This is a genomic window from Tardiphaga sp. 709 (assembly GCF_032401055.1).
Classification (GTDB): domain Bacteria; phylum Pseudomonadota; class Alphaproteobacteria; order Rhizobiales; family Xanthobacteraceae; genus Tardiphaga.
This window is the reverse complement of the sequence record NZ_CP135529.1, coordinates 1,705,971-1,729,512: the sequence shown is the minus strand read 5'-3', so window position 1 is coordinate 1,729,512 and position 23,542 is coordinate 1,705,971. Positions and strand designations below refer to the sequence as shown.

Sequence of the window (23,542 nt, the reverse complement as noted above, 5' to 3'; positions counted from 1 at the left end):
AGATGGTCCATTCGCCGTGGGTGAGAGGAAGGACATGACAACAGCGAGCAGGGTGTTCGAATGATCTATGTGAGCTCGCTCGGGGGCCTTGCTGCTGTGGCAGATTTGCTGCCGTCCTTCGATCTGCTGACCCTTCTGTCGCCCACAACGAGCGAGCGCGACTGGAGCGGGTTGGCGCGTGAGCGTCATGTGGAGCTGACCTTTCACGATATCGTTGAAGTGACGCCGGACCTGATCGCGCCCGATGCCGACGTCGTGGATGCCATTCTTCAATTTGGCCGCGGCAGCATCGCTGATCGCCCGATGCTCATTCATTGCTGGGCCGGCATCAGCCGTTCCAGCGCTGCGGCTTACGCCATCGCCTGCGATCGCAATCCTGGCTATGAGGCGGCAATTGCAGATGAACTACGCAAACGTTCGCCCTATGTGACTCCGAACAAATTGATGGTGCAATTGGCCGACGAACAGCTTGGCCGCAAAGGCCGCATGGTCGAAGCCATCGCGTGCATCGGCCGCGGCGCTGACGCCTTCGAAGGTGAGCCCTATCGATTGCCGTTGAGCTGGCCTATTTGATCAGGGCTGCGACGCCAAGCAGAAAGCCGATCTCGAATAGTTGCTCGACGGCACCGAGCACGTCGCCGGTGTAGCCACCGATTAGACGGCGCGACCAGAGTGCGAGCAACGCGGCGAGCGCTGCGCCGAGCAGAAGACCCGCAGCGAGTGAGGCGAGCGAGACGAGCGCCAGCGGGATCGCCGCAAGCACGATCACAACAAGTGCAAACAACGATTCCTCAAACCGCACGGGCGCTTCGGCGTAAGTGACCTTCATCGCACTGGTATCGCCGCCGTAGGGCAGGCGGTTCATCACAAGGGCCGGCATGGCGCGGGCTGCGGCGTGGACGGCGATCAGCGCTGTCGCACCTGCCCACATCGGCAATATGGCGAGCGCCGCAATGCGCAGCGCCGTGCCGAGGCCGAGTGCCAGAGCGCCGTAAGTACCGATGCGGCTGTCCTTCATGATCGCAAGACGCTTCTCGATGGTCCAGCCGCCGCCGAAACTGTCGGCCGTGTCGGCCAGGCCATCTTCGTGCAGGGCGCTGGTGATGACGATGCTTGTTGTAATCGCCAGCAAAGCCGCGATCAGCGGTGACCAGAATTCGCTGGCAACGAGAAACACGATTGCGGATGCGGCGCCAATGCCGGCACCGACGATCGGAAAATACTTCATTGCACGCGCAAGCCAGTCAGCCTCTTGCGCGTCGCCAGTTGCCGGTACCGGCAGCACCGTCAGGAAACGGATCGCATTCAAGAGATGCGGATCCAGTCTCATCTAGATCTTTCCGGCCAGCACGTCGTCGAGGCTCGCAACGTCGGTCAGCATGCGCGCGGCGGCACGGACCAGCGGCACCGCAAGCAGCGCGCCGGTGCCTTCACCGAGCCGCAAGCCGAGATCGAGTAGCGGCGTCGCATCGAGTGCGTTCAGCACGATGTCATGGCCGCGTTCGGCCGAGCGGTGTGCGAAGACGCAGTAGTCGCGTGCAGCCGGGGACAGGCGAACGGCAAGTAATGCCGCGGCGCTGGAGATGAAGCCGTCGATGATCACCGGCCGCCGTTGCGAGGCCGCGCCGAGGATCGCTCCGGCCATGCCTGCGATTTCCAGTCCGCCGAATTCGGCAAGCACATCCAGCGGCGCAGTTGCGTTGCTGCGTGCAGCCGCCTTCGTGATCGCCTCGCGCTTGCGCGCCATACCCGCGTCGTCCTGCCCGGCACCAATGCCGATACAATCATCCAGGGGGGCCGGCGCGAGCCGATGAACCACCAATGCCGAGGACGCCGTATTGCCAATTCCCATCTCGCCGAGCGCGATGATGTCGACGCCGGCCTTGATCTCACCGACGGCGATCCGGTAGCCGCGCGATAGTGCATCCGCCGCTTGCTCTGCTGTCATCGCAGGTTCGCGCGCCGCGTTGGCGGTGCCCATGCGGACCTTGGCGTCGATTAACTTCGGATGGACAGGCAGTTCCGCAGCGACGCCGATGTCGATCACGCGGACGTCGATATTGTTGGCCGTGGCAAATGCATTGGCCGTGGCGCGGCCGGCCAGATAGGTCATCACCATCGCAACCGTGACCGCCGACGGATATTGCGACACGCCTTCGGCCACGAGTCCGTGATCCCCCGCAAATACCAGCAGCACGGCATTGTCGCCGCGCGGTTCGCCGGGATGCCGGATCATGCCGAGCTGCAGCGCCAGGTCCTCGATTCTCCCCAGCGATCCCGGCGGCTTGGCCTTGCCGTCGATGACGGCACGGATGCCTGCCGCGATCTGCGGGTCAACAGGCGTAATGGCGGGCGGCTGCCACAAGGGCTGGGAATGGGCGGACATGAGGTTCCTTTTCGCGGCCTAACTGACGCAAGACGACCTGCAAGGTCAACAGGTCCGGGCGACAGTCCGTCGGCGCGGTTGACCCCGGCGCACCCGGCAGATAGCGTCTTTTGCGATGGTCCTTCCGCGTGGAAGGTGAATAGGGAAGCCGGTTTGAGGCCGGCGCTGCCCCCGCAACTGTAAGCGACGAGCCCGCGCCGGTGCCACTGGGAATTCTTCAGAATTCTTGGGAAGGCGGCAACAGGCTTTGACTCGCAAGCCAGGAGACCTGCCATCACGAACTGTGCTTTGGAGGCGTCGTCGGGGCGGGGTGCACCGGACGGGAGCGAACCGACGGCAATGCTGTCGGCGCGATCCAACAAAGCTCGTAAGCCCGTGAGGGCGTGAACTGAGCATGTAATGGATCACGACAGCGCCGATATCTCTGGCGAACAAATTTCGGTCGAACCGCCGCGCCCCGTGCCGGCTGGTCCCGTGGTCGTGAGCGTTTGCATCAGCTGCAAGGCCGCCGAAACCGGCACGATCGTCGGGCCGGACATGTTCGATGCCGTGAAGGCCGCGCTCGGCGATGGCGATGCCGCCGTGATGGTGCGTCCGGTGCAATGCCTCAGCGTCTGCAAGCGACCGGCGACGGTCGCGGTGACAAGCCCCGACGGCTACACATTCCTGTTCGGTGATCTGCAGACCGACAGCGGCAGCGCGGCGCTGGTGTCCTTCGTGGAGTCTTATCAGAAATCCGACTACGGTCTGGTGCCTTGGCGGGAACGCGCCGAGGTGCTGCGCAAGGGCATGGTGGCGCGCGTGCCGCCGTTGCGTTGGTCGCCTGAAGACGGGCGTGCGCCAAAATGACCGCGGCCTCCACCACGTTGGTGCTGGGTGGTGCGCGCTCGGGCAAGTCGTCCTTCGCCGAAAAGCTGGTCGATGGCATCGGCCTGACGAAAATCTATCTGGCCACTGCGACGGCCGGCGATAAAGAGATGCACGCCCGCATCGCGCAGCATCGCAGGCAGCGCGGTGAAGGCTGGATCACCGTGGAAGAGCCGCTCGCGCTGGTCGATGCCCTGACGCGTGAGGCCACGGTCGGGCGCGTTGTGCTGGTGGATTGCCTGACACTGTGGCTGTCGAATCTGATGTTGGCCGAGCGCGATCCAGAGATTGAAGCCAAGCGCCTTGTGCGTTTTCTCGATGTCTCGCGCTATCCGATCGTGTTCGTGTCCAACGAAGTCGGCCTCGGCCTCGTGCCGGAGATGCCGCTCGGCCGTGCCTTTCGCGATGCGCAAGGCCGGCTCAACCAGATCATCGCGGCCGCCGTGCCGAATGTTGCTTTCATTGCAGCCGGGCTTCCGCTCTGGCTCAAGCGCTCCCAGGAGAATTGAATGTCCCGCGTTCCCGTCACCGTCCTCACCGGATTTCTCGGCGCCGGCAAGACCACGCTGCTGCGCTCGCTGCTGACCCAGGCCGATGGCCGCCGCATCGCCGTGATCGTCAATGAATTCGGCGATGCCGGCTTCGATGGCGGTCTTGTCGAGGAATGCGCGGCAAAGGCCTGCGCGCCCGGCGATATCGTCGAGCTCACCAATGGCTGCATCTGCTGCACGGTCGCTGACGATTTCGTGCCGACCATGGACAAGCTGCTGTCTCGTGAACGTCCGCTCGACGCCATCGTCATCGAGACGTCCGGTTTGGCGCTGCCGCAGCCGCTGCTGAAGGCCTTCGCATGGCCCGCGGTAAAGACCCGCGCCACTGTCGATGGTGTCGTCACCATTGTCGATGCGCTGGCTTTGTCCGAGGGGCGCGTGACGCTGGACGAAGATGCCGTTGCCGAGCAACGCGCCAAGGACGAGGGTATCGAGCACGACGATCCGATCGAGGAAGTGTTCGAGGACCAGCTCGCTTGTGCCGACCTTGTGGTGCTGTCGAAAAGCGATCTCGTCGCTCCAGAGAAGCTCGCCGAGATCGAAGCCAAGCTGAAAGCCGTGCTGCGGCCGGGTGTCAGCATTGTGCGCTCCAAGGGTGATCTCGCACCGTCGGTGCTGATCGGGCTCAACGCCGCCGCCGAGGACGACATGGCCGCCCGCGTCGGTCATCACGGTGAAGAGGAAGAACACGACCATGACGATTTCGACAGCATCGTCGTCAAACCGACCGCTGCGGCTAGCATCGACGCGATGCGTGCGCGCATCAGCGACGCGCTTGGCCTCGACGGTGTGCTCCGCGTGAAGGGCCATGCCCGCATTACGGACAAGTCCGCGCCGATCGTCGTGCAGGCCGTCGGCGCCCGCGTTGAACTCGCCTTCGCCCGGCCGGACGTGATGCAGGCCGAGCATCTGGTAGTCATCGGCCTCAAGGGATTCGACGGCGACGCGGTACGAAAGGCACTCGCCGGGTAACGCAGGTTCACCCGCATGCATCTGAAGCTCGACACCTCCGGCAGTATTGACGACGGCGACGTCGCCCGCGATCTCGGGCAGGACACTGCCGATATCGTCGTGCTGTCGGCGGCTGACAGCGATCTGGCGGCGTTCAATGCGGCGCATGCGACACTGCCGGGCGATTTCCCCAGCGTGCGGTTCACCAACATGCTGGCGCTCGGCCATCCTGCGTCGGTCGATCTCTATGTCGAGCGCACGCTGGCCAAGGCAAAGATCGTGGTGCTGCGCATGCTCGGCGGTATCAGCTATTGGCCCCATGGCGTCGAGAGCCTGCGCAGCGACGCGCTGAGTCGCGGCAGCAAGTTTGCCTGCCTGCCCGGCGAGATGGACTGGAATGCCGAACTAGCCGCCCGCGGCACGGTCGGCAGCGACGAAACCCATGCGTTGTGGCGCTATTGCAGCGAGGGTGGCGTCGACAACGCACAGCTGGCACTGCGCTATGCTGCGCATCTAATCGGCCATGGCGAGCAACCTCCGGCCGCGCGGCCGATGCCCTCAGCCGGGTTCTGGCCGAGCGAGCCCGCGACGAGCGATCTGCCAAATGCCATCGTGATCTTCTACCGCGCGCTGGTCGCCGGTGGCGACACCGCTGCGATCGATGCGTTACGCCTGTCGTTGAGTGCGCGCGGTCTCAATGCGGTTTGCCTCTATGTTACCAGCCTGAAGGATGAGCGCTCCGCCGCCTTTCTTCGTGCTGCGCTGGCAGCCTATCCGCCCGATATCATCATCAATGCCACGGCCTTCGCTACCGCGACCGCGCATGACGATGCCGGCGTGCTGTCGGCGTCTGGTTGTCCGATTCTGCAGGTCGCACAGGCCGGCATCTCGCGTGCCAGCTGGGAAGCGTCGACCCGGGGTCTCACGCCGCGCGATCTGGCGATGCATGTAGTGCTGCCGGAAGTCGATGGGCGCATCTTCGCCAATGCCATCGCCTTCAAGGAGCGCGGCACCAGCGACGGCGGGTTTGCGCCGACCACGCTGCAGCCAGTTCAGGATCGCATCGATGCGACCGCTGATCTGGCGCGTGCCTGGGTGCGCTTGCGTCGTTCGTCAGCGAACGAACGTCGCGTCGCGCTGATCCTGGCCAATTATCCCAATCGCGATGGACGCCTTGCCAATGGCGTCGGCCTCGATACGCCGCAGAGCCTGATTGATGTGATCGCCGCTATGGCTGAGGTCGGATACGTCGCGGGTGACGCGCCGGACACGGTCGCGGCCATGATGCAGTTGTTGCAGCAGGGGCCAACCAATGCGCTTGCCGGTCGTGCGGAGCGAAGCAGTGGCGTGACTTGGCCGCTGGCTGAGTATCATGCGGCCTTTGCGACGCTGCCGACCAATGTGCAGGCCGCTATTGAAGCTCGCTGGGGCAAAGCTGCGAGCGATCCGCATGTCGTCGATGGCGCCTTCCGCCTTGGCCTGCATCGTTTCGGCAATATCACCGTCGGCGTGCAGCCGGCACGCGGTTACAATATCGATCCCAAGAGCACCTATCACGATCCCGATCTGGTGCCCCCGCATCACTATCTCGCCTTTTATCTCTGGCTGCGCCGCGACTTTGATACCCATGCGGTGGTGCATCTCGGCAAGCACGGCAATCTCGAATGGCTGCCGGGAAAAAGCGCAGGCCTGTCGGCCGATTGTCTGCCCGATGCCGTACTCGGTCCGCTGCCGCATCTCTATCCGTTCATCGTCAACGATCCCGGCGAGGGCATTCAGGCAAAGCGCCGCACCTCCGCCGTGATTATCGATCACCTGACACCGCCGATGACGCGGGCCGAATTGCACGACGATCTGGCGCGGCTGGAGAACCTGGTCGACGAATATGCCATGGCGACCGATCTCGATCCCAAGCGCGCCGCGGTGATCGCCGAGGACATTCTGTCGCTCGCCCGCGCGCAGCAGATCGATGCCGATGTCAATGTCACCCGCGACACACCGACGAGCGACGCGCTGCGCGCGCTCGACGCCCATCTCTGCGATCTCAAGGAAATGCAGATCCGTGACGGACTGCACATCTTCGGCCGCGTGCCCGAGGACGCGCAGCGCAATGATCTCCTTGTGTCCATCGCGCGCCTGCCGCGCTCGGATATCAAACCGCAGGATGCGTCTTTGCATCGCGCGCTGGCGGCCGATCTCGGGCTTGGTGCGTTCGATCCTCTGACCCGTGATATGGCCGATGACTATCTCGGCCCGCGCCCCGGCGTTCTTACCGATATCAGAGATGCTGTGTGGCGCACTACAGGTGATACCGTCGAACGAATCGAAGGGCTGGCGCTGCAACTCGTGTCAGGTAGGCTATCGTGCGATCGCGCTTGGACGCGCACCGCCGAGGTGCTCGATTGGATCGCCGCGAAATTGCGGCCAGCTATTGATGCCTGCGGCGACGCAGAGATGGCCGCGTTCCTTAAAGGCCTCGACGGTCAGTTCGTGCGGCCTGGCCCGTCCGGCGCGCCAACGCGTGGGCGCCCCGATGTGCTGCCGACCGGGCGCAATTTTTTCGCGGTCGATGTCCGTGCCGTGCCAACGCCATCCGCCTGGCGCATCGGGCAGCTCGCCGCCGAACGTCTCGTGGAATCCTACTGGCAGGAAGCCGGCGAATGGCCGCGCGCGATCGCGCTGTCGGCCTGGGGCACCGCGAATATGCGCACCGGCGGTGACGACGTCGCGCAGGCGCTGGCATTGATCGGCGTGCGTCCGCTATGGGAGGAAACTTCGGGCCGTGTCACCGGCTTTGCGATCACGCCATTGTCGGAACTGAAGCGCCCACGCGTAGATGTGACCTTCCGCGTCTCCGGCCTGTTCCGCGATGCGTTTCCGACCCAGATGGACATTATAGGCTCCGCCGTGAGCGCCGTGGCCGAACTCGACGAACCCGATGACGCCAACCCCATCGCAGCCAATGTCCGCGCGCGTGCCCGCACGCTCGAAGCCGGCGGCATGACCTGCGAGATTGCACGGCGACAGGCGACGCGTCGTGTGTTTGGCTCGAAGCCCGGCGCTTATGGTGCAGGACTGCAGGCGCTGATGGATGAAGGCGGCTGGAGCAATCGTGACGACATTTCCGACGTCTATCTTGCTTGGGGCGGCTACGCCTATGGCAGCGGTATCGATGGCGAGGATGCGCGCGGGGAATTCGCCGAGCGGCTGAAGGGCGTCGATCTCGTCGCGCAGGCGCAGGACAATCGTGAACACGACATTCTGGATTCCGACGACTACTACCAGTTCATCGGAGGGCTCGCAGCGACGGTGCAGACATTGCGTGGCTCGGCACCGCGCATCGCCCATATCGATACGTCGCGACCGGAAGCGCCGATTGCCCGGCCGCTTGCGCATGAGATCTCGCGCGTGGTGCGCGGCCGCGGCGCCAATCCGAAATGGATCGCCGGCGTGATGCGCCACGGCTATAAAGGTGCGTTCGAGATCGCGGCCACGGTTGATTATCTGTTCGGTTTCGCAGCCTCCACCAATGCGGTTGCCAATCACCATTTCGACCAGCTGTTCGCCTCCTATCTGGAAAATGACGAGGTTCGCAGCTTCATGGCATCTGCCAATCCCGCGGCGTTGCGCGAGACGGCTGCGCGTTTTGCTGAAGCCATCCGCCGGGATCTGTGGACGCCGCGTTCCAATCGCGCGGCCGATCTGATCGCCGAACTTCTGCCGCAGGCGCACAAAGAGATCGCAAAGGAAATCGCATGACCGAACTCGCCCACGACGATGAAGAAAATGCCCGCCACAAGATCAAGGCGGCCAAGCACAAGGCCGCCAAGGACAAAATCATGGCGACCAAGGTCGGCGAGAAGGGCCTCTTGATCGTTCACACCGGTACCGGCAAGGGCAAGACCTCGGCTGCGCTGGGCATGGTGTTCCGCCATATCGGTCACGGCTATCCGGTCGGCATCGTGCAATTCACCAAGTCGCCGGAATGGGACACCGGCGAAGCGCGTCTGCTGACGACCTTCCCGGATCTCGTCACGCTGCACATCATGGGCGAGGGCTTCACCTGGATCACCCAGGACCGCGAGCGCGACATTGCTGCCGCGACCGCGGGATGGGAGCGCGCCAAGGAAATGATCCGCGATGACCGCCATCGCCTGGTGCTGCTCGATGAGCTCAATATCGTGCTGCGTTACGACTATCTCGATCTCAACGAGGTTCTGACTTTCCTGCGCGACGAGAAGCCCGCGGACAAGCACGTGGTCATCACTGGCCGCAACGCCAAGCCCGAGCTGATCGAGATGGCCGATCTGGTCACCGAGATGACACTGATCAAGCACCCGTTCCGCGCCGGCATCAAGGGCCAGAAGGGTATCGAATTCTGATGAACCTCACCACGCCCGCGCTGATGATCCAGGCAACCGGCTCCAATGCCGGCAAGTCGACGATTGTCGCTGGCCTCGCGCGGGCACTGGTGCGGCGTGGCTTGAAGGTGGCACCGTTCAAGCCGCAGAACATGTCGAACAATGCGGCTGTCGCGGTCGATGGCGGCGAGATCGGGCGCGCGCAGGCGGTACAGGCGCGGGCGGCGAAGCTGCCCCCGAGTGTTCACATGAACCCGGTGCTATTGAAGCCGGAGACCGATACCGGCGCCCAAGTGATTGTGCAGGGCAAGCGCTGGGGCACGCTGCGGGCGAAGAACTATCTGGAGAAGAAGGCCGCATTGCTGCCCGCTGTGTTGGAAAGCTTCTCGCTGCTTGCCGCCGAGGCTGACATTGTTCTCGTCGAAGGCGCGGGCAGTCCGGCGGAGATCAATCTGCGCGCCGGCGATATCGCCAATATGGGTTTTGCTGCCGCGGCCAATATTCCCGTCGTGCTCGCCGGCGATATTGATCGCGGCGGCGTCATTGCGAGCCTGGCCGGCACGCATCTGGTACTGGAGCCGGAAGAACGTGCGCGCATCCACGGCTTCATCGTCAACAAGTTTCGCGGTGATCCCAGCCTGTTCGAGAATGGCCTCACGGCGATCACGCGGCTGACAGGCTGGCCGTCCATCGGCGTGTTGCCATGGTTGCCGCAGGCTGCCTTCCTGCCGGCCGAAGATGCCGTCGATCTCGATCGCACCCATGCCTCGTCATCGACGCGGATCATCGCGGTGCCGGTGCTGGCACGCATCGCCAATTTCGACGATCTCGATCCGCTAGGCATGGAGCCGGGCGTGAAGCTTGTCTTCATCAGGCCGGGCGAAGCCATTCCGGGCAACGCCGATGTCATCATCATTCCCGGCAGCAAGTCCACCATCGGCGATCTGGCCTTCCTGCGTGCGCAGGGCTGGGACGTCGACATCAAGGCGCATGTGCGCCGCGGCGGCCACGTGCTCGGTCTGTGCGGAGGCTACCAGATGCTGGGTAAGACGATTGCCGACCCCGAAGGTGTCGATGGTTCGCCCGGGTCGGTCGATGGCCTCGGCCTGCTCGATATCGTGACGCTGATGAGCGCGGATAAATCCACGACGCTGGTCACCGGTACGCATTGCGCGACGGGGGCGGCGATCGAAGGTTACGAGATCCATCTCGGCCGCAGCGAAGGGGACGACTGTGCGCGGCCGCTACTGATGATCGATGGACGACCTGATGGTGCCGCTTCTGTCGATGGGCGCGTGCAGGGGACCTACGTCCACGGATTGTTCACCGGCGACGCATTCCGCAAGGCCTGGCTGGCCAATCTCGGCATTGCCTCGTCGCTGGCCTATGATGCGCAGATCGAAGTTGCACTCGATGCGCTGGCCGATCATTGCGAGAAACACTTAGATATCGATCGGCTGATCGAGATCGCCCGCAGCCGTCAGAGCAGCAGCGCCAGCGCCGCATAGATCGCCGCCTGCAAGACGCAGGCTGCGACGAATACGCGAAGTGCCCGGCCGATGTCGTCAGGCGCTGCGGTTCGTCCTTCCGCATTGAGATAGGGATCGTTGACCGCGCCCTCGGCATAAACGCGCGGTCCCGCTATTGCGATCCCGAGCGCGCCAGCCATGGCGCTTTCCGGCCAGCCAGCATTGGGCGAGCGATGCTTTCCGGCGTCGTGCATCATGATCTTCAATGACGAGATGATTGATCCGCCTGCGGCCGGCGCAGCGAGCGCGACCAATATTCCCGCTAGCCGTGCTGGGATCAGATTGACGAGATCGTCGAGACGCGCGGCCGCCCAGCCGAAATCCTGATATCGCACGCTGCGATGACCGATCATGGAGTCGGCCGTGTTGATAGCCTTATAGGCAATTAAGCCGGGCAATCCGAGCAATGCCAGCCAGAACACCGGCGCGACGATGCCATCGGAAAAATTTTCCGCGGTGGACTCGATCGTCGCGCGCGCCACACCGGCTTCGTCGAGTTGTTCAGGATCGCGCCCAACGATCATCGCAACGGCCTGTCGCGCCGCCGGCAATCCAGCCTCAGTGAAAGCGCGACGCACGCGGGCCACATGCTGATACAGGCTGCGCTGAGCGATCAGCAATGAGGCGATCAAAGCCTCGATCGCAAAGCCGATCCAGTTGTCGTTGAGGAGATCGGTAAGCAGTCCGCCGACAAGTATTGCGACACTGACCAGCACGATGACGGTGATCACACCGGCCAGCTTGCGCTGCCGTCCCGGCCGGCTTTCTCGATTGAGCCGGCGTTCCAGCCAGCCGATGCCGTTGCCGATCCAGACCACGGGATGCGGTGCGCGTCGCCACAGCCAGTCGGGATCGCCGATCACGGCGTCGAGCAGCAGCGCGGCGACCACCAGCAGGAGCGCGTCGCCATGCGCCAGCATCCCATGCGGCAGCATCAGGGCGCCACGCGGCTGATTTCGGCAGCCAGGCGGTCGAGTGCTTCCACCATGGTCGGACCGCCGCAGGCGGTGAGGCGCTCGGGCAGCACCAGTCGCTTCGACGCCGGATAGAATTTCTCCAGCGCGGGATGCAGCAGGAAAGCGCGGCCTTCGTCTTCGGCGAAGTCGGTATTGTCGGTGACCAGCAGCAGATCGGGCCTCAGCGTGACAATCGTCTCCAAGGAGGCGAAGCCGCCAGCCTTGAGGCCGAGTTCGCCGCCGGCATTGCGCAGGCCGACGGCCGAGAGCAGCGACGTCGTGAGATTCTCGCCGCCGGACACCCAGCCGCGCCGCGACACCGCCAGTACCCGCAACGGCTTGCGCTGTACGGCGGCATGGGCCTGCGCGATAGCACTATCGAGTTTCGCTATTTCGGCTTCAGCGCGCTCCGGATGCTTGACCAGCGCGCCCATCTGGCGGAGCTGTTTCTTGACGTCGTCGAGCGAGCGGGCGGGATCGAATTCGGTGACCTTCAGCCCCTTGTCCTTCAGGAGTTCGCGGGTCGCGCGCTTGGTGAAGCGGCCGGCGACAACGACATCCGGCTTCAGCGCCAGCACGTCCTCGGCCTCGCCGGACAGCAGCTGGAACGCCTTCGCCTTGTCATTATCCCATGAGCGGAACGGATCGCGCGCATAGGGGCTGAGGCCCAAAATCTGCTCGGGATCGGCGAGGGTGACGAGCAGTTGATCGGTGCAGAGATTGATCGAGGCGATACGCGGCAGATCGGCTGCACTGGCCTGCAGCGGCGCGTATGCGAGCAGCGCGAGTGCCGTAGCCGCGAGTGGCCAAAGCCTCTCGCGCTTTGCCCGATATGATGGCATGACACAGGCATGAAACATGGTGGCGATCTCACCCAGGCGATGGCTGAATTCGGCGGCGCGCCGGACCAATGGCTCGATCTCTCGACCGGGATCAATCCATGGCCGTGGCCGATTCCTGCCACCCTGCCGAGCCATCTTTGGGAACGCCTGCCGACGCGCGCTGACGAACAGTCGCTGCTGTCCGCCGCGCGTAGCGCTTATCACGTGCCTGGTGGCGTGGATGCCGTTGCTGCTGCCGGTACGCAGGCGCTGATCCAGTGGTTGCCGCATCTCGCCGAGCCTGGCGCTGTTGCCATCGTCGGGCCGACCTATAACGAGCATGTCGCGGCTTGGCGTGCCGGCGGACATGAGGTTGGCGTGATCGGCAGCCTCAGCGCGCTGCCGGATCATGCCAAGCATGTGGTGATCGTCAATCCCAACAATCCCGACGGGCGTGTCGCCACGCGCGATGAACTCGCCGATGTTGCGGCGATCCTGCAGCGACGCGGCGGCTGGCTGGTGATTGACGAGGCCTTCGCCGATGTCGATCCCGCGATCAGCGCGGCTGGCCTGTGTGCGACACTGCCGGTGGCGATCCTGCGCTCGTTCGGAAAATTCTACGGCCTGGCCGGCCTGCGTCTCGGCTTCGCGCTCGCGGCGCCGCTGATCGCGCAGCGTATCGCGACCGCCATCGGCCCATGGGCCTGTTCCGGACCGGCGCAAGTCATCGGCGCGGCCGCCTTGCGTGACGAGCGCTGGGCCACACAGACCCGCGTCGCGCTGGTCGCCCAGGGTATCAAGCTCGACACCGTGTTGGCCGATGCCGGTTTCGAGATTGTCGGCGGCACGTCGCTGTACAGGCTGGCGCGACATGTCGACGCCTTGAAATGGCATGCCGCATTGGCCCGGCAGCAGATCTGGTGTCGCCACTTCGACTGGAGCCATGAGCTGCTGCGGTTCGGTCTGCCGCCCCATGCGGCTGCTCTGAGCCGGCTTGCTGCTGCGCTGGCGAAATAGCCGCCACATCGCTCAGACTCCCGCCCAGGGCAGGATAATCGTTTCGTTCCGGTGTTCGGCGCGATAGGCGCTGATGCGAAAGACATTGGCCACGATGTCATCGGACAGCGCCTGTTGGGGCGCGCCCTGTGCTGCGAGACGTCCGTCGGACATCACCAGCACCGTATCGGCAAAGCGCGCCGCGAGGCCGAGATCGTGCGTCACCACGATCACCAGCACGCCGCTGTCGGCGACATCGCGGAGGTTTTTCATGACATCGATCTGGTAGCGGGGATCAAGCGATGCGGTCGGCTCATCCGCCAGCACGATCGGTGCCTCGACAGCGAGGACGCGTGCGAGCGCTACGCGGCTGCGTTCGCCGCCGGAGAGCTCGGTCACACGCCGATCGGCAAAGGCAACGATGTCCGTTGCCAGCATTGCGCGCTCGACCGCAGCCTTGTCCGACGATGTCAGCCGTGCCGGATCGGTCGCGCCATGCGGATAGCGGCCAAGGGCGACGACGTCCTTTACGTCGAGCGGCCAGTGCACGACATGGCCTTGCGGCAGATAGCCGAAGCGCTTGGCGCGTTCGCGTAGCGACAAGGACGCCAATGCATCGCCGGCGACATGGATCAAGCCGGTGGACGATTGCAATCCTGCCAATGCGCGCAGCAGCGTTGTCTTGCCGGCGCCGTTCGGGCCAACCAGGGCGACGAGGTGCTGTCGGTGCAGCGAGAGGGAGACATCGTGCAGGACCGGGCGCCCGGAGAGCGTGACGCTCAGATTGCTCGCGGTCAGCAGCGCCTGATCGCTCATGCGACGCCTCCGCCCAGAGCGCGACGCTCGCGCATGATGAGATAGAGGAAGAACGGCACGCCGATGATCGAGGTCAGCACGCCGACCTTGATGTCGGTGGTCGACGGAATAAGGCGCACGGCGATATCGGCGGCGAGCAGCAGCGCCGAGCCGGTGAGCGCGCTCGGGATCAGCAGCCGGGCGGGATCATGGCCGATGATCGGGCGCATCAGATGCGGTGCGATGAGACCGATGAAGCCGATCGTGCCGGTGACAGCGACAGCGCCGCCAACGCCGAGTGCGACACCAAGAATCACCAGCAGGCGCAGCCGGCTCACATGGACGCCGAGGCTTTGCGCAGTCTCTTCGCCGAGGCTGAGTGCGCGGAAGGCCGAGCGCTGGCTCATCAAAATGATTGTGCCGGCGACAATGAACGGCAGCGCCAGCGTGACGTGACGGAAGCTGCGATCTTCCAGCGAGCCGAGCAGCCAGAACGCGATCTCGAGTGCGGCGAAAGGATTGGGCGACAGGTTCATCACCAGCGCCGTTGCGGCCCCGGCGAGACTGGAGATCGCGAGACCGGCGAGGATCAGCAGCAGCAGACCGGCATTGCGGCCGGCGATGCCGAGCAGCACGAAGACCGACAAAAACGCCATCGTGATGCCGGCGACAGGCAGCGCCCATGAGCGGACATCGGCCAAACCGAGCGAGATCATCAGCACCGCACCGAAGGCTGCCGATTGCGGCGCGCCGAACAGCGAAGGCGAGGCGAGGGGATTGCGCAGCAGGCCCTGCAGTGCGGCACCGGACAGGCCGAGAATCGCGCCGATGGCCAGCGCGAGGATCGCGCGTGGCAGGCGGATTTCGCGCACGATGATCTGCTGCACGTCGCTGCCGCCGCCGAACAATGCATCGAGCACCGTCAGCGGCGAGAGTTTGACAGGTCCCGTGCCGAGCGAGCCCAGTGCCAGCAGCGTCACGAGACCGACGAGCGCGATGGTCGCGATCGTCCGGCGTCGTGCTGCTGGCGCTATGCTCACCATGTGGCGTTGAAGCCTGCGTAAGCCGCAGGTCCCGTCGTGCCGAAGTTCAGCACTTCCTGGTAATGCTCATTCAGGATGTTCTCGCCGCGGGCGAAGACCTTCCAGTTAGCGTCGATCTTGTACTCGGTATAGAGATCGACGCGGGTATAAGCATCGACCTGACCGACTTGATTGGCGCTGCTGAAGCGCTTCGACACGGTCGTGACGCGCGGCTCGATCATCCACTTGTCGGTGGGCGTGATCGTGAGTGCGAAGCGGGCGAAGTTCTTGGGACGACGTGCCAGCACTGTATAATTGCCGAGATCTTGCGCGTGCAGATAGGTGTAGGCCGCGTTGAACTTCATCAGGCCCGGAATGACATCGACATTACCGCCGACTTCGAGACCGCTGGTCTCGGCGCGGGCGACGTTGACGTAATAGCCGAGCGGACGGGACGCATCGGAGACAAAGTTGATCAGATTGCTGTAGTCCGTGGAAAAGCCTGTGACCGATAGTACGACGCGGCCGTTGAAGAGGCTCTGGTCAATGCCGGCGTCATAGCCGAAATTGGTTTCCGGCGTGAGGTTTCTGCTGCCATAGGTCGAGTCGTAAAGCTGAAACAGCGTCGGCGCTTTCGCGCCGGTGCCGGCGCTGGCACGGAACTTGGTGCCGGTTTCTGTAATGTTGTAGGCAGCGGTAGCGCGCCATGTCTCGAAACGGGCAACGTCGACGACGTCATCGACCCGGCCACCGAGCGTGACGTTGAGCCGTTCGCCGATCGGCACAGACCACAAAGCGAAGATCGAGTTGGTGTCCTGCTGTTTGGCTAGCAGCGGCGTCAACGGGCCAGCCGCAGGCGAGATGTTCGTGCTGTAAGTCTGTGCGGTCTCTGTCTGTGTCTTGGCACCATAGACGAGGGAGCCGAATGCGCCGAGCTTCAGGGTCGCCTGATATTCGGCACCGAGACTGTTGCCGACATAATCCGAGATCTTCGAAGTGGTGTTCTGCGGCAGCATGTTGGTCTTGTACGTCACCTCATTGAACATTCGCTCGGTATGGGTGTTCGAGATTGTGACGTTATGCGTGAGAATACCACCAAATGAATCGATACCCACGCGGCCATAAACAGTTTGGAGGAGTCGCGTGGCCGCGGAAGGTGTATCGGGGAAGGCGCCTGTTGCGTAATCGTAGGCCGAACGCGTGAACGAGTGGACGATGCCTGACTCAAGCCGAATGCCTTCGCCCGCATCGTAGCCGATGCGCGCGGAGCCGCCGACGCGATCGAAACTGTCGTTTTCGAGATTCGGAAACTTCGCTTCGAGGGCAGGGATGCGGTAGCCGTAACGCGAGAAGCCGTTGCTGTGCTGGCCGCCACCGGTGAAGGCATAGGACCATGGGCCGTTGGAGCCGGTCAGCGATCCCTGCGTGACGACGGTGCCATAGCTGCCGGCTTCCGTGCGCACATTGACCTGCGCGGGGCCGGAGCCCTTCTTGGTGATGATGTTGACCACACCGCTCATGGCATCGGATCCATAAAGCGCGCTCTGCGGTCCCTTCAGGACTTCAATGCGCTCGATGGCGGAGGGCGTGAACATGGCGAATTCGAAGTCGCCTGATGCGGCCGTGGGATCGTTGACGCGGATGCCGTCGATCATCACCAGCGTCTGGCCGGTATTGCCGCCGCGCAAGCGCACATTCGCGGTGCCGCCGGGGCCGCCGTTTTCCGTGATGTCGAGACCAGGCACGGTGCGCAGCGCATCGACCAGCGAGCCGGGATTGCTGGTCGCTATGGTCTCGCCTGACACCACGCTGATCGAACTGCCAGTGCGATTGAGTTGCTCGGGCGCTCTGTCCGCCGTCACCACGATTTCGGAGAGTTGCTCGGCACTAGACTGCGCATGCGCAGCACTGTGAGAGCAGGACAGAACAACAACGGCCGCAGTGCCTGCGGCCAAATTCCGGATAGTCATATAACCCCTTCCGTCGACCCACCGTCGAACGAGTGTGAAACTCGTTACCGGCCGGTCTCCTGGCTCGCGGTCGTCTCCCGGTCCGCCTTCCCGAATCTGCGATGCAAATTCAGTGGCTTTGTGGACCCGGAATGGCCGCTTACAGTTGCGGGGGCAGCCGCGGCATAGGGGATATTTCCCCGCACCGCATTCCCGTTTCACCTCCTTGCGGAGGCACCGATAACGACAGACAGGAAGCACAGCACGCCGCGCGGTGCAACAGCCATCGCCGCGTTGTGGACTCTATTGCTCGTGCTGTAGCGCGGCGAGCACGTCGTCGGGGCGTTCGACCATCATCATGTGGCCGGTGCCGGGCAGAATCACCGTGCGGGCGTTTTTCAATGCGGCAGCCAGGGTCTTGCCGGCCTTGGCAGGAGTCATCATGTCCCGTTCGCCGAGGATGAGCGTGACAGGGATATCGAGCTGGCCCGCAGCAGTCAGCGCATTCTGGTATGTATTGCAGGCGTTGAGATCGGCGAACAGCACGCCCGGCTTTGTGGCTTCGAGCACGCGCTGCGCGCCGCTATGCATCCACAGCCCCGGCGCGAGGCTGCCGCCGAGTTCGGCGCGAAAGCCGAGCCCCCAGATCGATACCATGTCGATGGCGGAATGCTGATTGGCTTCGGCATCCTTCAACAGATCCGGGCCGACGGTCATCGTTCCTGCCGTGCCCATCAGATCGAGGCGCGTGACTTTACCGGGATGCCGTGCGGCGGCCTCCAGCGCGATCAGCGAGCCCATGGAATGGCCGATCAGCCGCGCGGTCTTTGCGCCCGCTGCCTCGATCAATGCTGCGGTCCAGTCGGCGAGATCGGCGATGGTCGTGAGCGCTTCACCCTCTGAGCGTCCGTGGCCGGGCAGATCCGGCGCGAGCACCGCGAAGCCGTGATGCGCGAACCAGCGCGTATGCAGCGCCCAGGTCGAGTGATCGAAGCCGGCGCCGTGGATCATCACGACGACCGGGAGCGATGCATCAAATGTGCGGCCGCCATTCGCGATATAGGTCTCGTGACCGTTGACGGTGAGTTGCATCGCTCAGCCCTTCTGCGAGATGCGCAGCGCCTGCGCGAGGTCATCGATGATGTCATCGGCAGCTTCGATGCCGATGGAGAGGCGGATCAGCTCCTCGCCGATACCGGCGGCCTTGAGTTGCTCGGCGTCCATCTGCTGGTGCGTGGTGCTTCCGGGATGAATGACCAGTGTCTTGGCGTCGCCGACATTGGCAAGATGGCTGGTCAGCTTCAGCGCCTCGATGAATTTGCGACCGGCATTGCGGCCGCCCTTGATGCCGAAGGAGACGATGGAGCCGGCGCCGCGCGGCAGCAGGCGTTTCGCCAGCGCATAGTCCGGATGAGTCTCCAGCGACGGATGCAGCACCCAGTCGACCGCCTTGTTTGCCGTGAGCGCCGCCAGCACTGCATGGGTATTGGCCATGTGGCGCTCCATGCGAATGCCCAGCGTCTCGACGCCTTGGAGGAGCTGGAATGCATTGGTCGGCGAGAGACAGGCGCCGAAATCGCGCAGGCCTTCGGTGCGCGCACGCATGATGAAAGCGGCAGTGCCGAACTGCTCGTCGAAGACGATGCCGTGATAGCCGGCATAGGGCTCGGTGAGTTGCGGGAACTTGCCGGAGGCGTGCCAGTCGAAGCGGCCGCCATCGACGATGACGCCGCCGATAGCGATGCCGTGGCCGCCGATCCATTTGGTGGCGGAATTCATCACGATGTCGGCGCCGAGCTCGATCGGTCGCGACAGGAATGGCGTCGCGAAGGTGTTGTCGATCAGCAGCGGAATCTTCGCGGCATGGGCGATGTCGGCGACGGCGGGAATGTCGAGCACTTCGAGGCCGGGATTGCCGATGGTTTCGCCGATCACCAGTTTCGTGTTCGGCTTGATCGCTGACTTGAAGGCGTCAAGGTCGCGCGGCTTGACGAAGGTCGTGGTGATGCCGAAACGCGGCAGCGTGTGCGCCAGAAGATTGATGGTGCCGCCATAGAGCGAGGACGACGCCACGATGTGATCGCCGGCATTGAGCAGTGTGGCAATGGCGAGATGCAGCGCAGCCATGCCTGATGCGGTGCACACCGCGCCGACGCCGTTCTCAAGTGCGGCGAGTCGCTCTTCCAGCACCGCCGTCGTCGGATTGGAGATGCGCGTATAGATGTGGCCAGCGCGTTCGAGATTGAACAGCGCAGCAGCGTGGTCTGAGTCCTGGAACACATAGGACGTGGTCTGATAGATCGGCACGGCCCGCGCGCCGGTGATCGCGTCCGGATGCTGGCCGGCATGCAGACTCAACGTTTCGAAAGCAGGCGGTTTGGGTGCTGGCATGGTCGTTTTGTCCCTGGGCACGATTTTCGACATCTATGGCACGAATCGGATGCGAGTGTGAGTCGGCGATATTTCAACGCGCGGAACGAAATGCGCAGTTGCGACTTATACGAGGTCGATCACGCGGGAGAGTTATGATGAAGAAATTGCTGCTGTGCACTGCGATTGCGGGTCTCGCGTTTTCATCGGTTGCGGCCGAGGCGAAAGGCTGTATCAAGGGCGCGATCATTGGCGGAATCGCTGGCCACTATGCAGGACATGGCAAGGTCGGCGTCGTTGCGGGGTGCGTGATCGGACGCCACGAGGCTAACAAGGCCGATGCGGAACGGGCGCAGAAGGCACAGCATCCACAGCCGCCGAACGAGAATGGTCGCATCTAGATCGGCGTTGTTCTCAACGCTGGACGATGTTGCTAAAATTTGATGGACTAGACCGGTTCAGTAGAGCCTCACCCTCATCGGGTTGGGGTTCTTTTCGTCTCTGTACGATACCGGACGAGATTGGGCGTAGACGTGGTGCTGCATCGGGATGTTTTTTGGCTCGGCAAACAATGGGCCGTCACCGGCTACGGAATTCAGGCTGTCAGCCAGAAACACAATATGAAGTTCGATATCGAAGTGTCCCAGATCTGGAACGGGGATCTGGATGCGTTGATGCGCGATGAACCGTGGTTCGATGCGCAGGATTTTGCACAGGCCGTTGATCGCGCGAGGCAGCGTGCGATGGAAGCACCGCTGACGTTCAAGCCAACGCTGAGCGATGAACGATAGCGGCAGCGCATCATTGCAGGATTCAAATATCAAACAGCCACTGCTCTGAACACAAGCGTTCGCGATCTCGCGGCGCTTGCGCGTCCGAGCTATGAGCATTCCTTCGACCCTCTCCGAAAAGAGGGCGTGCGGAACGCCGGGTGCCCGATGCACCCTTGGGCCTGATGCCGATGCGGTCGTCCGCAAGGGGTAATGCATCAGGACTTTCGGAAGCACGAGCGATTACCCAGCGTTCCGCCTGCGGTGTTTTTTCGGTTGCTTGCACTTTGCCTCAGCGAACGATCCGATCACCGAATTAAAGTCCCAAGGCGATGGGAAGGGAGCCTCAAGCGAATAGGCCGGACACGTTTTGACTGTGGTCGTTCGTCACACTGTCCAGGGGTCTTTCGATCTCAAGGTCGGCCGTCTCCTTGCCAGTGGCAGTGCTGGCGCAGATCCGTCCTGCCCGAAGACAGACGTCACCCATGAACCGCGTAACGCCGCATCTCCGGCGTCCACCGCATCCAGCCCCGCGAACGTGACGATCGCGCTCGCCCCTCTCATCGGGGCCGGACAGAGGGGAATATAAACCTGATAGGGATGTTGTCAATCGATAGTAGGAAAAAATATTTAATGACGTTTCCTCGCCCCACTGTCATTTCGGGGCGGGACCGGCGCCGAAGGCGACGGGACTGAACCCGGAATCTCAACGTCGGAGTCTCCGTAGAGCCAAACACTCCGGGATTCCGGGTTCGCGCCGGCCCGCTTCGCGGCCCTTTGCGCCCCGGAATGACGAGCAAGGACAAGGGCCCTGGAATGACGGTGTTGGACCGCCAAAAACTGCGGCTTGCTTCTTTCGCCCTCTGCTGCAATCTGGATAGATCGTTTTTTCAGTCACCCCAATTACGAGATTCCACGGATGAGCCAGCTCAAAGTCCATGTCGGCGACTTCACCTTCGACGCGAAGTTCGAGGAGAAGGATGCCCCCAAGACCGTCGCCGCCTTCAAGAAGGCGATGCCGTTTGTCAGCCAGGCGATCCATGTGCGCTGGAGCGGCGAGGGCGTCTGGATGCCGCTTGGCGATCTCGATTTCGGCGTGCCCTATGAGAACCACACCAGCTTTCCGGCGCCGGGCCACATCATCCTGTATCCGGGTGGCATCAGCGAGACCGAGATCCTGCTGGCCTATAGCGGCGTGCATTTCGCCAGCAAGATGGGCCAGCTCGCCGGCAACCATTTCATTACGCTGACCTCGAACCTCGAAAATCTGAAAGAGATGGGCAAGACCGTGCTCTGGAAAGGTGCGCAACCCGTTCGTTTCGAGATGGTCTGATGACATCAGGCGATTATCCCCGCGATCTCCGCGGCTACGGCCGCAATCCGCCCGATCCGAAATGGCCGGATGGCGCGCGCGTGGCGGTGCAGTTCGTCGTCAATTTCGAAGAAGGCGGCGAGAACAACATTCTGCATGGTGACCGCGCCTCGGAAGCGTTCCTCTCGGACGTACTGGGTGCGCAGCCCTGGCCGGGCCAGCGCCATGCCAATATCGAATCCATGTTCGAATATGGCTCGCGCGCCGGTTTCTGGCGGCTGTGGCGGATGTTCACCGAACGCAACATGCCGACCACGGTGTTCGGCGTGGCCACAGCCCTGCAGCGCAATCCCGAAATCGTCGCAGCGATGCAGGAGGCGAAGTGGGATATCGCCAGCCACAGTCTGAAGTGGATCGAGCACAAGGATATGTCGGAGCCCGAGGAGCGCTTCGAGATCAATGAGGCGATCCGCGTGCATACCGAGGCCACCGGCGCGCGCCCGACCGGCTGGTACACCGGCCGCAGTTCCATCAACACCATTCGCCTGCTGATGGAAGCCGGCGGCTTCAAGTATCTGTGCGATAGCTATGCCGACGATCTGCCTTACTGGATCAAGGGGCCGGCGGAGCCGTAGCTCATCATTCCCTATACGCTCGACGCCAATGACATGCGTTTCGTCAACCCGCAGGGCTTTGGCGGCGGCGACGAGTTCTTCACTTACCTGAAGGATTCGTTCGACGTGCTCTACGCCGAAGGCGCGACGTCGCCGAAGATGATGACCGTGGGCCTGCATTGCCGCGTCGTCGGGCGGCCCGGACGTGCGGCGTCGTTGATGCGGTTTCTCGACTATATCGGCAGCTTCGAGCGCGTCTGGGTGCCGACGCGCCTTGATATCGCCGAGCACTGGCACGCCAATCTGAAACATCTCGCCGCCGACGCCCGTGCCATCGGATAGACCAGGATTGGGATAGACCCTGTCATGACAGAGAAGACGCTCGACGAACTCAACGCCTGCAGCAAAGCGGATTTCGTCGCAGCGCTGGCGAATATCTTCGAATATTCGCCGTGGATCGCGGAGAAGGCGGCGGACAGCCGGCCCTTCGCGGGCGTCAAGCAGTTGTTCGCCGCGATGCGCAAGGTAGTCGAGGAGGCAGCATCGGGCCAGCGGCTGGCGCTGATCAAGGCGCATCCGGATCTCGCCGATAAAACGCAGCGCGGTGATCTGCTGACGGCGGAATCCAATGCCGAGCAGAACAGCGTCGGGCTCGACCGGCTGTCGGAGGCCGAATATGCCGCCTTCGATCGCGTCAACAATGCCTATCGTGCCAAGTTCGGCTTCCCCTATATCGTCTGTGTCCGTCGTCACACCAAGGATTCCATCCTCACGGATTTTGAGAAGCGGTTGCCCAACGACCCGGCCGCCGAGGTCACCGCATCGGTCGCCGAAATCTGCAAGATCGCGGCACTGCGGACCGATCTTTTGGTCGACGGGCCGGAACGCCTGCAGGTCCATGGCCGGCTCTCGACCCATGTGCTGGATACCCATAGCGGCAGACCTGCAGCCGGGATTTCAGTCGAGCTTGTCGAACTATCGAAGCTCGGCGTCAGCCGCGTGATTGCGCGTACGCAGACCAATCACGACGGCCGCACCGATGTGCCGCTGATCGGCGGTCGCCCGGTGCCGATCGGACGCTATGAACTGAGTTTCAAGGTCGGCAGCTACTTTGCCGAACGGAATGTGCCGATGTCCGATCCGCCGTTCCTCGACGAGATCCCGTTGCGCTTTTCGGTCTATGAACCCGAAGGCCATCTCCACGTGCCGCTGCTGGTGACGCCGTGGAGTTATGGGACGTATCGCGGGAGCTGAGCGGGGCGCGATGCCTCATGGTGAGGAGCGCGCCACTT

21 protein-coding genes, 1 pseudogene and 2 riboswitches are annotated in these 23,542 nt (G+C 63.2%); of the genes and pseudogenes, 12 read left to right on the top strand and 10 right to left on the bottom strand.

The genetic code is table 11. The annotated features are described in order from the left end of the window. Positions 1-60: 60 nt before the first annotated feature. On the top strand, positions 61-573 hold the full coding sequence (locus RSO67_RS08760) for a tyrosine protein phosphatase (RefSeq protein WP_315843165.1): 513 nt from the start codon (positions 61-63) through the stop codon (positions 571-573). Here the strand turns inward: RSO67_RS08760 and cobS are convergent. Next, a complete protein-coding gene (gene cobS / locus RSO67_RS08755; RefSeq protein WP_315843164.1) occupies positions 566-1,330 on the bottom strand; it encodes an adenosylcobinamide-GDP ribazoletransferase in 765 nt (254 codons plus the stop codon). The two genes, RSO67_RS08760 and cobS, sit on opposite strands and share 8 nt — an antisense overlap. Next, positions 1,331-2,386 (bottom strand): nicotinate-nucleotide--dimethylbenzimidazole phosphoribosyltransferase, encoded by a 1,056-nt coding sequence (gene cobT / locus RSO67_RS08750; protein ID WP_315843163.1) that lies wholly within the window; start codon positions 2,384-2,386, stop codon positions 1,331-1,333. Positions 2,387-2,485: 99 nt separating this feature from the next. Continuing rightward, positions 2,486-2,677: riboswitch (cobalamin riboswitch) on the top strand. Positions 2,678-2,785: 108 nt separating this feature from the next. Between cobT and RSO67_RS08745 the strand changes: the two genes are divergently transcribed. From RSO67_RS08745 to RSO67_RS08720, 6 genes are read left to right on the top strand one after another with little or no spacing between them, the layout of a single operon-like run. Continuing rightward, positions 2,786-3,235, top strand: a complete 450-nt coding sequence (locus RSO67_RS08745; protein ID WP_315843162.1) for a DUF1636 domain-containing protein — start codon at positions 2,786-2,788, stop codon at positions 3,233-3,235. Further along, positions 3,232-3,762, top strand: a complete 531-nt coding sequence (gene cobU, locus RSO67_RS08740; RefSeq protein ID WP_315843161.1) for a bifunctional adenosylcobinamide kinase/adenosylcobinamide-phosphate guanylyltransferase — start codon at positions 3,232-3,234, stop codon at positions 3,760-3,762. Before RSO67_RS08745 ends, cobU begins: the two co-directional genes overlap by 4 nt. Further along, positions 3,763-4,776, top strand: coding sequence for a cobalamin biosynthesis protein CobW (gene cobW / locus RSO67_RS08735; protein ID WP_315843160.1), 1,014 nt, complete (start codon positions 3,763-3,765; stop codon positions 4,774-4,776). It abuts the gene before it with no gap. A 15-nt stretch (positions 4,777-4,791) separates the two neighbouring features. Continuing rightward, a complete protein-coding gene (cobN, locus tag RSO67_RS08730; RefSeq protein WP_315843159.1) occupies positions 4,792-8,514 on the top strand; it encodes a cobaltochelatase subunit CobN in 3,723 nt (1,240 codons plus the stop codon). Further along, on the top strand, positions 8,511-9,137 hold the full coding sequence (gene cobO / locus RSO67_RS08725) for a cob(I)yrinic acid a,c-diamide adenosyltransferase (RefSeq protein ID WP_315843158.1): 627 nt from the start codon (positions 8,511-8,513) through the stop codon (positions 9,135-9,137). The genes cobN and cobO overlap by 4 nt, the downstream gene beginning before the upstream one ends. Then, entirely contained in the window at positions 9,137-10,624 is a 1,488-nt protein-coding gene (locus tag RSO67_RS08720; RefSeq protein ID WP_315843157.1) for a cobyric acid synthase, read from the top strand. Before cobO ends, RSO67_RS08720 begins: the two co-directional genes overlap by 1 nt. On the opposite strand, the gene cbiB is transcribed toward RSO67_RS08720, so the two are convergent. Both cbiB and RSO67_RS08710 read right to left on the bottom strand, forming a co-directional pair. After that, complete coding sequence (cbiB, locus tag RSO67_RS08715) at positions 10,597-11,565, bottom strand: adenosylcobinamide-phosphate synthase CbiB (protein ID WP_410001876.1); 969 nt, start codon at positions 11,563-11,565, stop codon at positions 10,597-10,599. The two genes, RSO67_RS08720 and cbiB, sit on opposite strands and share 28 nt — an antisense overlap. Positions 11,566-11,579: 14 nt before the next feature. Further along, a complete protein-coding gene (locus tag RSO67_RS08710; protein WP_315843155.1) occupies positions 11,580-12,443 on the bottom strand; it encodes an ABC transporter substrate-binding protein in 864 nt (287 codons plus the stop codon). 9 nt (positions 12,444-12,452) lie between these two features. On the opposite strand from RSO67_RS08710, the gene cobD reads away from it, so the two are divergent. Beyond that, entirely contained in the window at positions 12,453-13,439 is a 987-nt protein-coding gene (cobD, locus tag RSO67_RS08705) for a threonine-phosphate decarboxylase CobD (protein ID WP_315843154.1), read from the top strand. A 12-nt stretch (positions 13,440-13,451) separates the two neighbouring features. On the opposite strand, the gene RSO67_RS08700 is transcribed toward cobD, so the two are convergent. The 5 genes from RSO67_RS08700 to RSO67_RS08680 all read right to left on the bottom strand — a co-directional run bounded on the left by RSO67_RS08700 (position 13,452) and on the right by RSO67_RS08680 (position 19,575). Next, positions 13,452-14,234: an ABC transporter ATP-binding protein gene (locus RSO67_RS08700; protein WP_315843153.1), complete on the bottom strand. Its 783-nt coding sequence runs from the start codon at positions 14,232-14,234 to the stop codon at positions 13,452-13,454. Further along, positions 14,231-15,256 (bottom strand): iron ABC transporter permease, encoded by a 1,026-nt coding sequence (locus tag RSO67_RS08695; RefSeq protein WP_315843152.1) that lies wholly within the window; start codon positions 15,254-15,256, stop codon positions 14,231-14,233. The genes RSO67_RS08700 and RSO67_RS08695 overlap by 4 nt, the downstream gene beginning before the upstream one ends. After that, positions 15,250-17,205: a TonB-dependent receptor plug domain-containing protein gene (locus RSO67_RS08690; protein ID WP_315843151.1), complete on the bottom strand. Its 1,956-nt coding sequence runs from the start codon at positions 17,203-17,205 to the stop codon at positions 15,250-15,252. Before RSO67_RS08690 ends, RSO67_RS08695 begins: the two co-directional genes overlap by 7 nt. Before the next feature lie 31 nt (positions 17,206-17,236). After that, positions 17,237-17,441, bottom strand: a riboswitch (cobalamin riboswitch). Between the two features lie 46 nt (positions 17,442-17,487). Further along, positions 17,488-18,276: an alpha/beta hydrolase gene (locus RSO67_RS08685; protein WP_315843150.1), complete on the bottom strand. Its 789-nt coding sequence runs from the start codon at positions 18,274-18,276 to the stop codon at positions 17,488-17,490. A gap of 3 nt (positions 18,277-18,279) precedes the next feature. Then, on the bottom strand, positions 18,280-19,575 hold the full coding sequence (locus tag RSO67_RS08680) for an O-acetylhomoserine aminocarboxypropyltransferase (protein ID WP_315843149.1): 1,296 nt from the start codon (positions 19,573-19,575) through the stop codon (positions 18,280-18,282). A 137-nt stretch (positions 19,576-19,712) separates the two neighbouring features. On the opposite strand from RSO67_RS08680, the gene RSO67_RS08675 reads away from it, so the two are divergent. Next, a complete protein-coding gene (locus RSO67_RS08675; RefSeq protein WP_231079818.1) occupies positions 19,713-19,955 on the top strand; it encodes a hypothetical protein in 243 nt (80 codons plus the stop codon). A 57-nt stretch (positions 19,956-20,012) separates the two neighbouring features. Here the strand turns inward: RSO67_RS08675 and RSO67_RS08670 are convergent, their stop codons facing one another. After that, positions 20,013-20,444 carry a hypothetical protein gene (locus RSO67_RS08670; RefSeq protein ID WP_315843148.1) on the bottom strand — a complete coding sequence of 144 codons (432 nt, stop codon included), beginning with the start codon at positions 20,442-20,444 and terminating at the stop codon, positions 20,013-20,015. 799 nt (positions 20,445-21,243) lie between these two features. Here RSO67_RS08670 and RSO67_RS08665 point away from each other — a divergent pair. The 3 genes and pseudogenes from RSO67_RS08665 (at position 21,244) to uraD (ending at position 23,504) form a co-directional block, all read left to right on the top strand. Next, positions 21,244-21,657, top strand: a complete 414-nt coding sequence (locus RSO67_RS08665; RefSeq protein ID WP_068735441.1) for a DUF3830 family protein — start codon at positions 21,244-21,246, stop codon at positions 21,655-21,657. Next, positions 21,657-22,592: pseudogene (puuE, locus tag RSO67_RS08660) on the top strand (allantoinase PuuE). Before RSO67_RS08665 ends, puuE begins: the two are co-directional and overlap by 1 nt. A 24-nt stretch (positions 22,593-22,616) precedes the next feature. After that, positions 22,617-23,504 carry a 2-oxo-4-hydroxy-4-carboxy-5-ureidoimidazoline decarboxylase gene (gene uraD / locus RSO67_RS08655; RefSeq protein ID WP_315843147.1) on the top strand — a complete coding sequence of 296 codons (888 nt, stop codon included), beginning with the start codon at positions 22,617-22,619 and terminating at the stop codon, positions 23,502-23,504. Positions 23,505-23,542 lie beyond the last annotated feature (38 nt).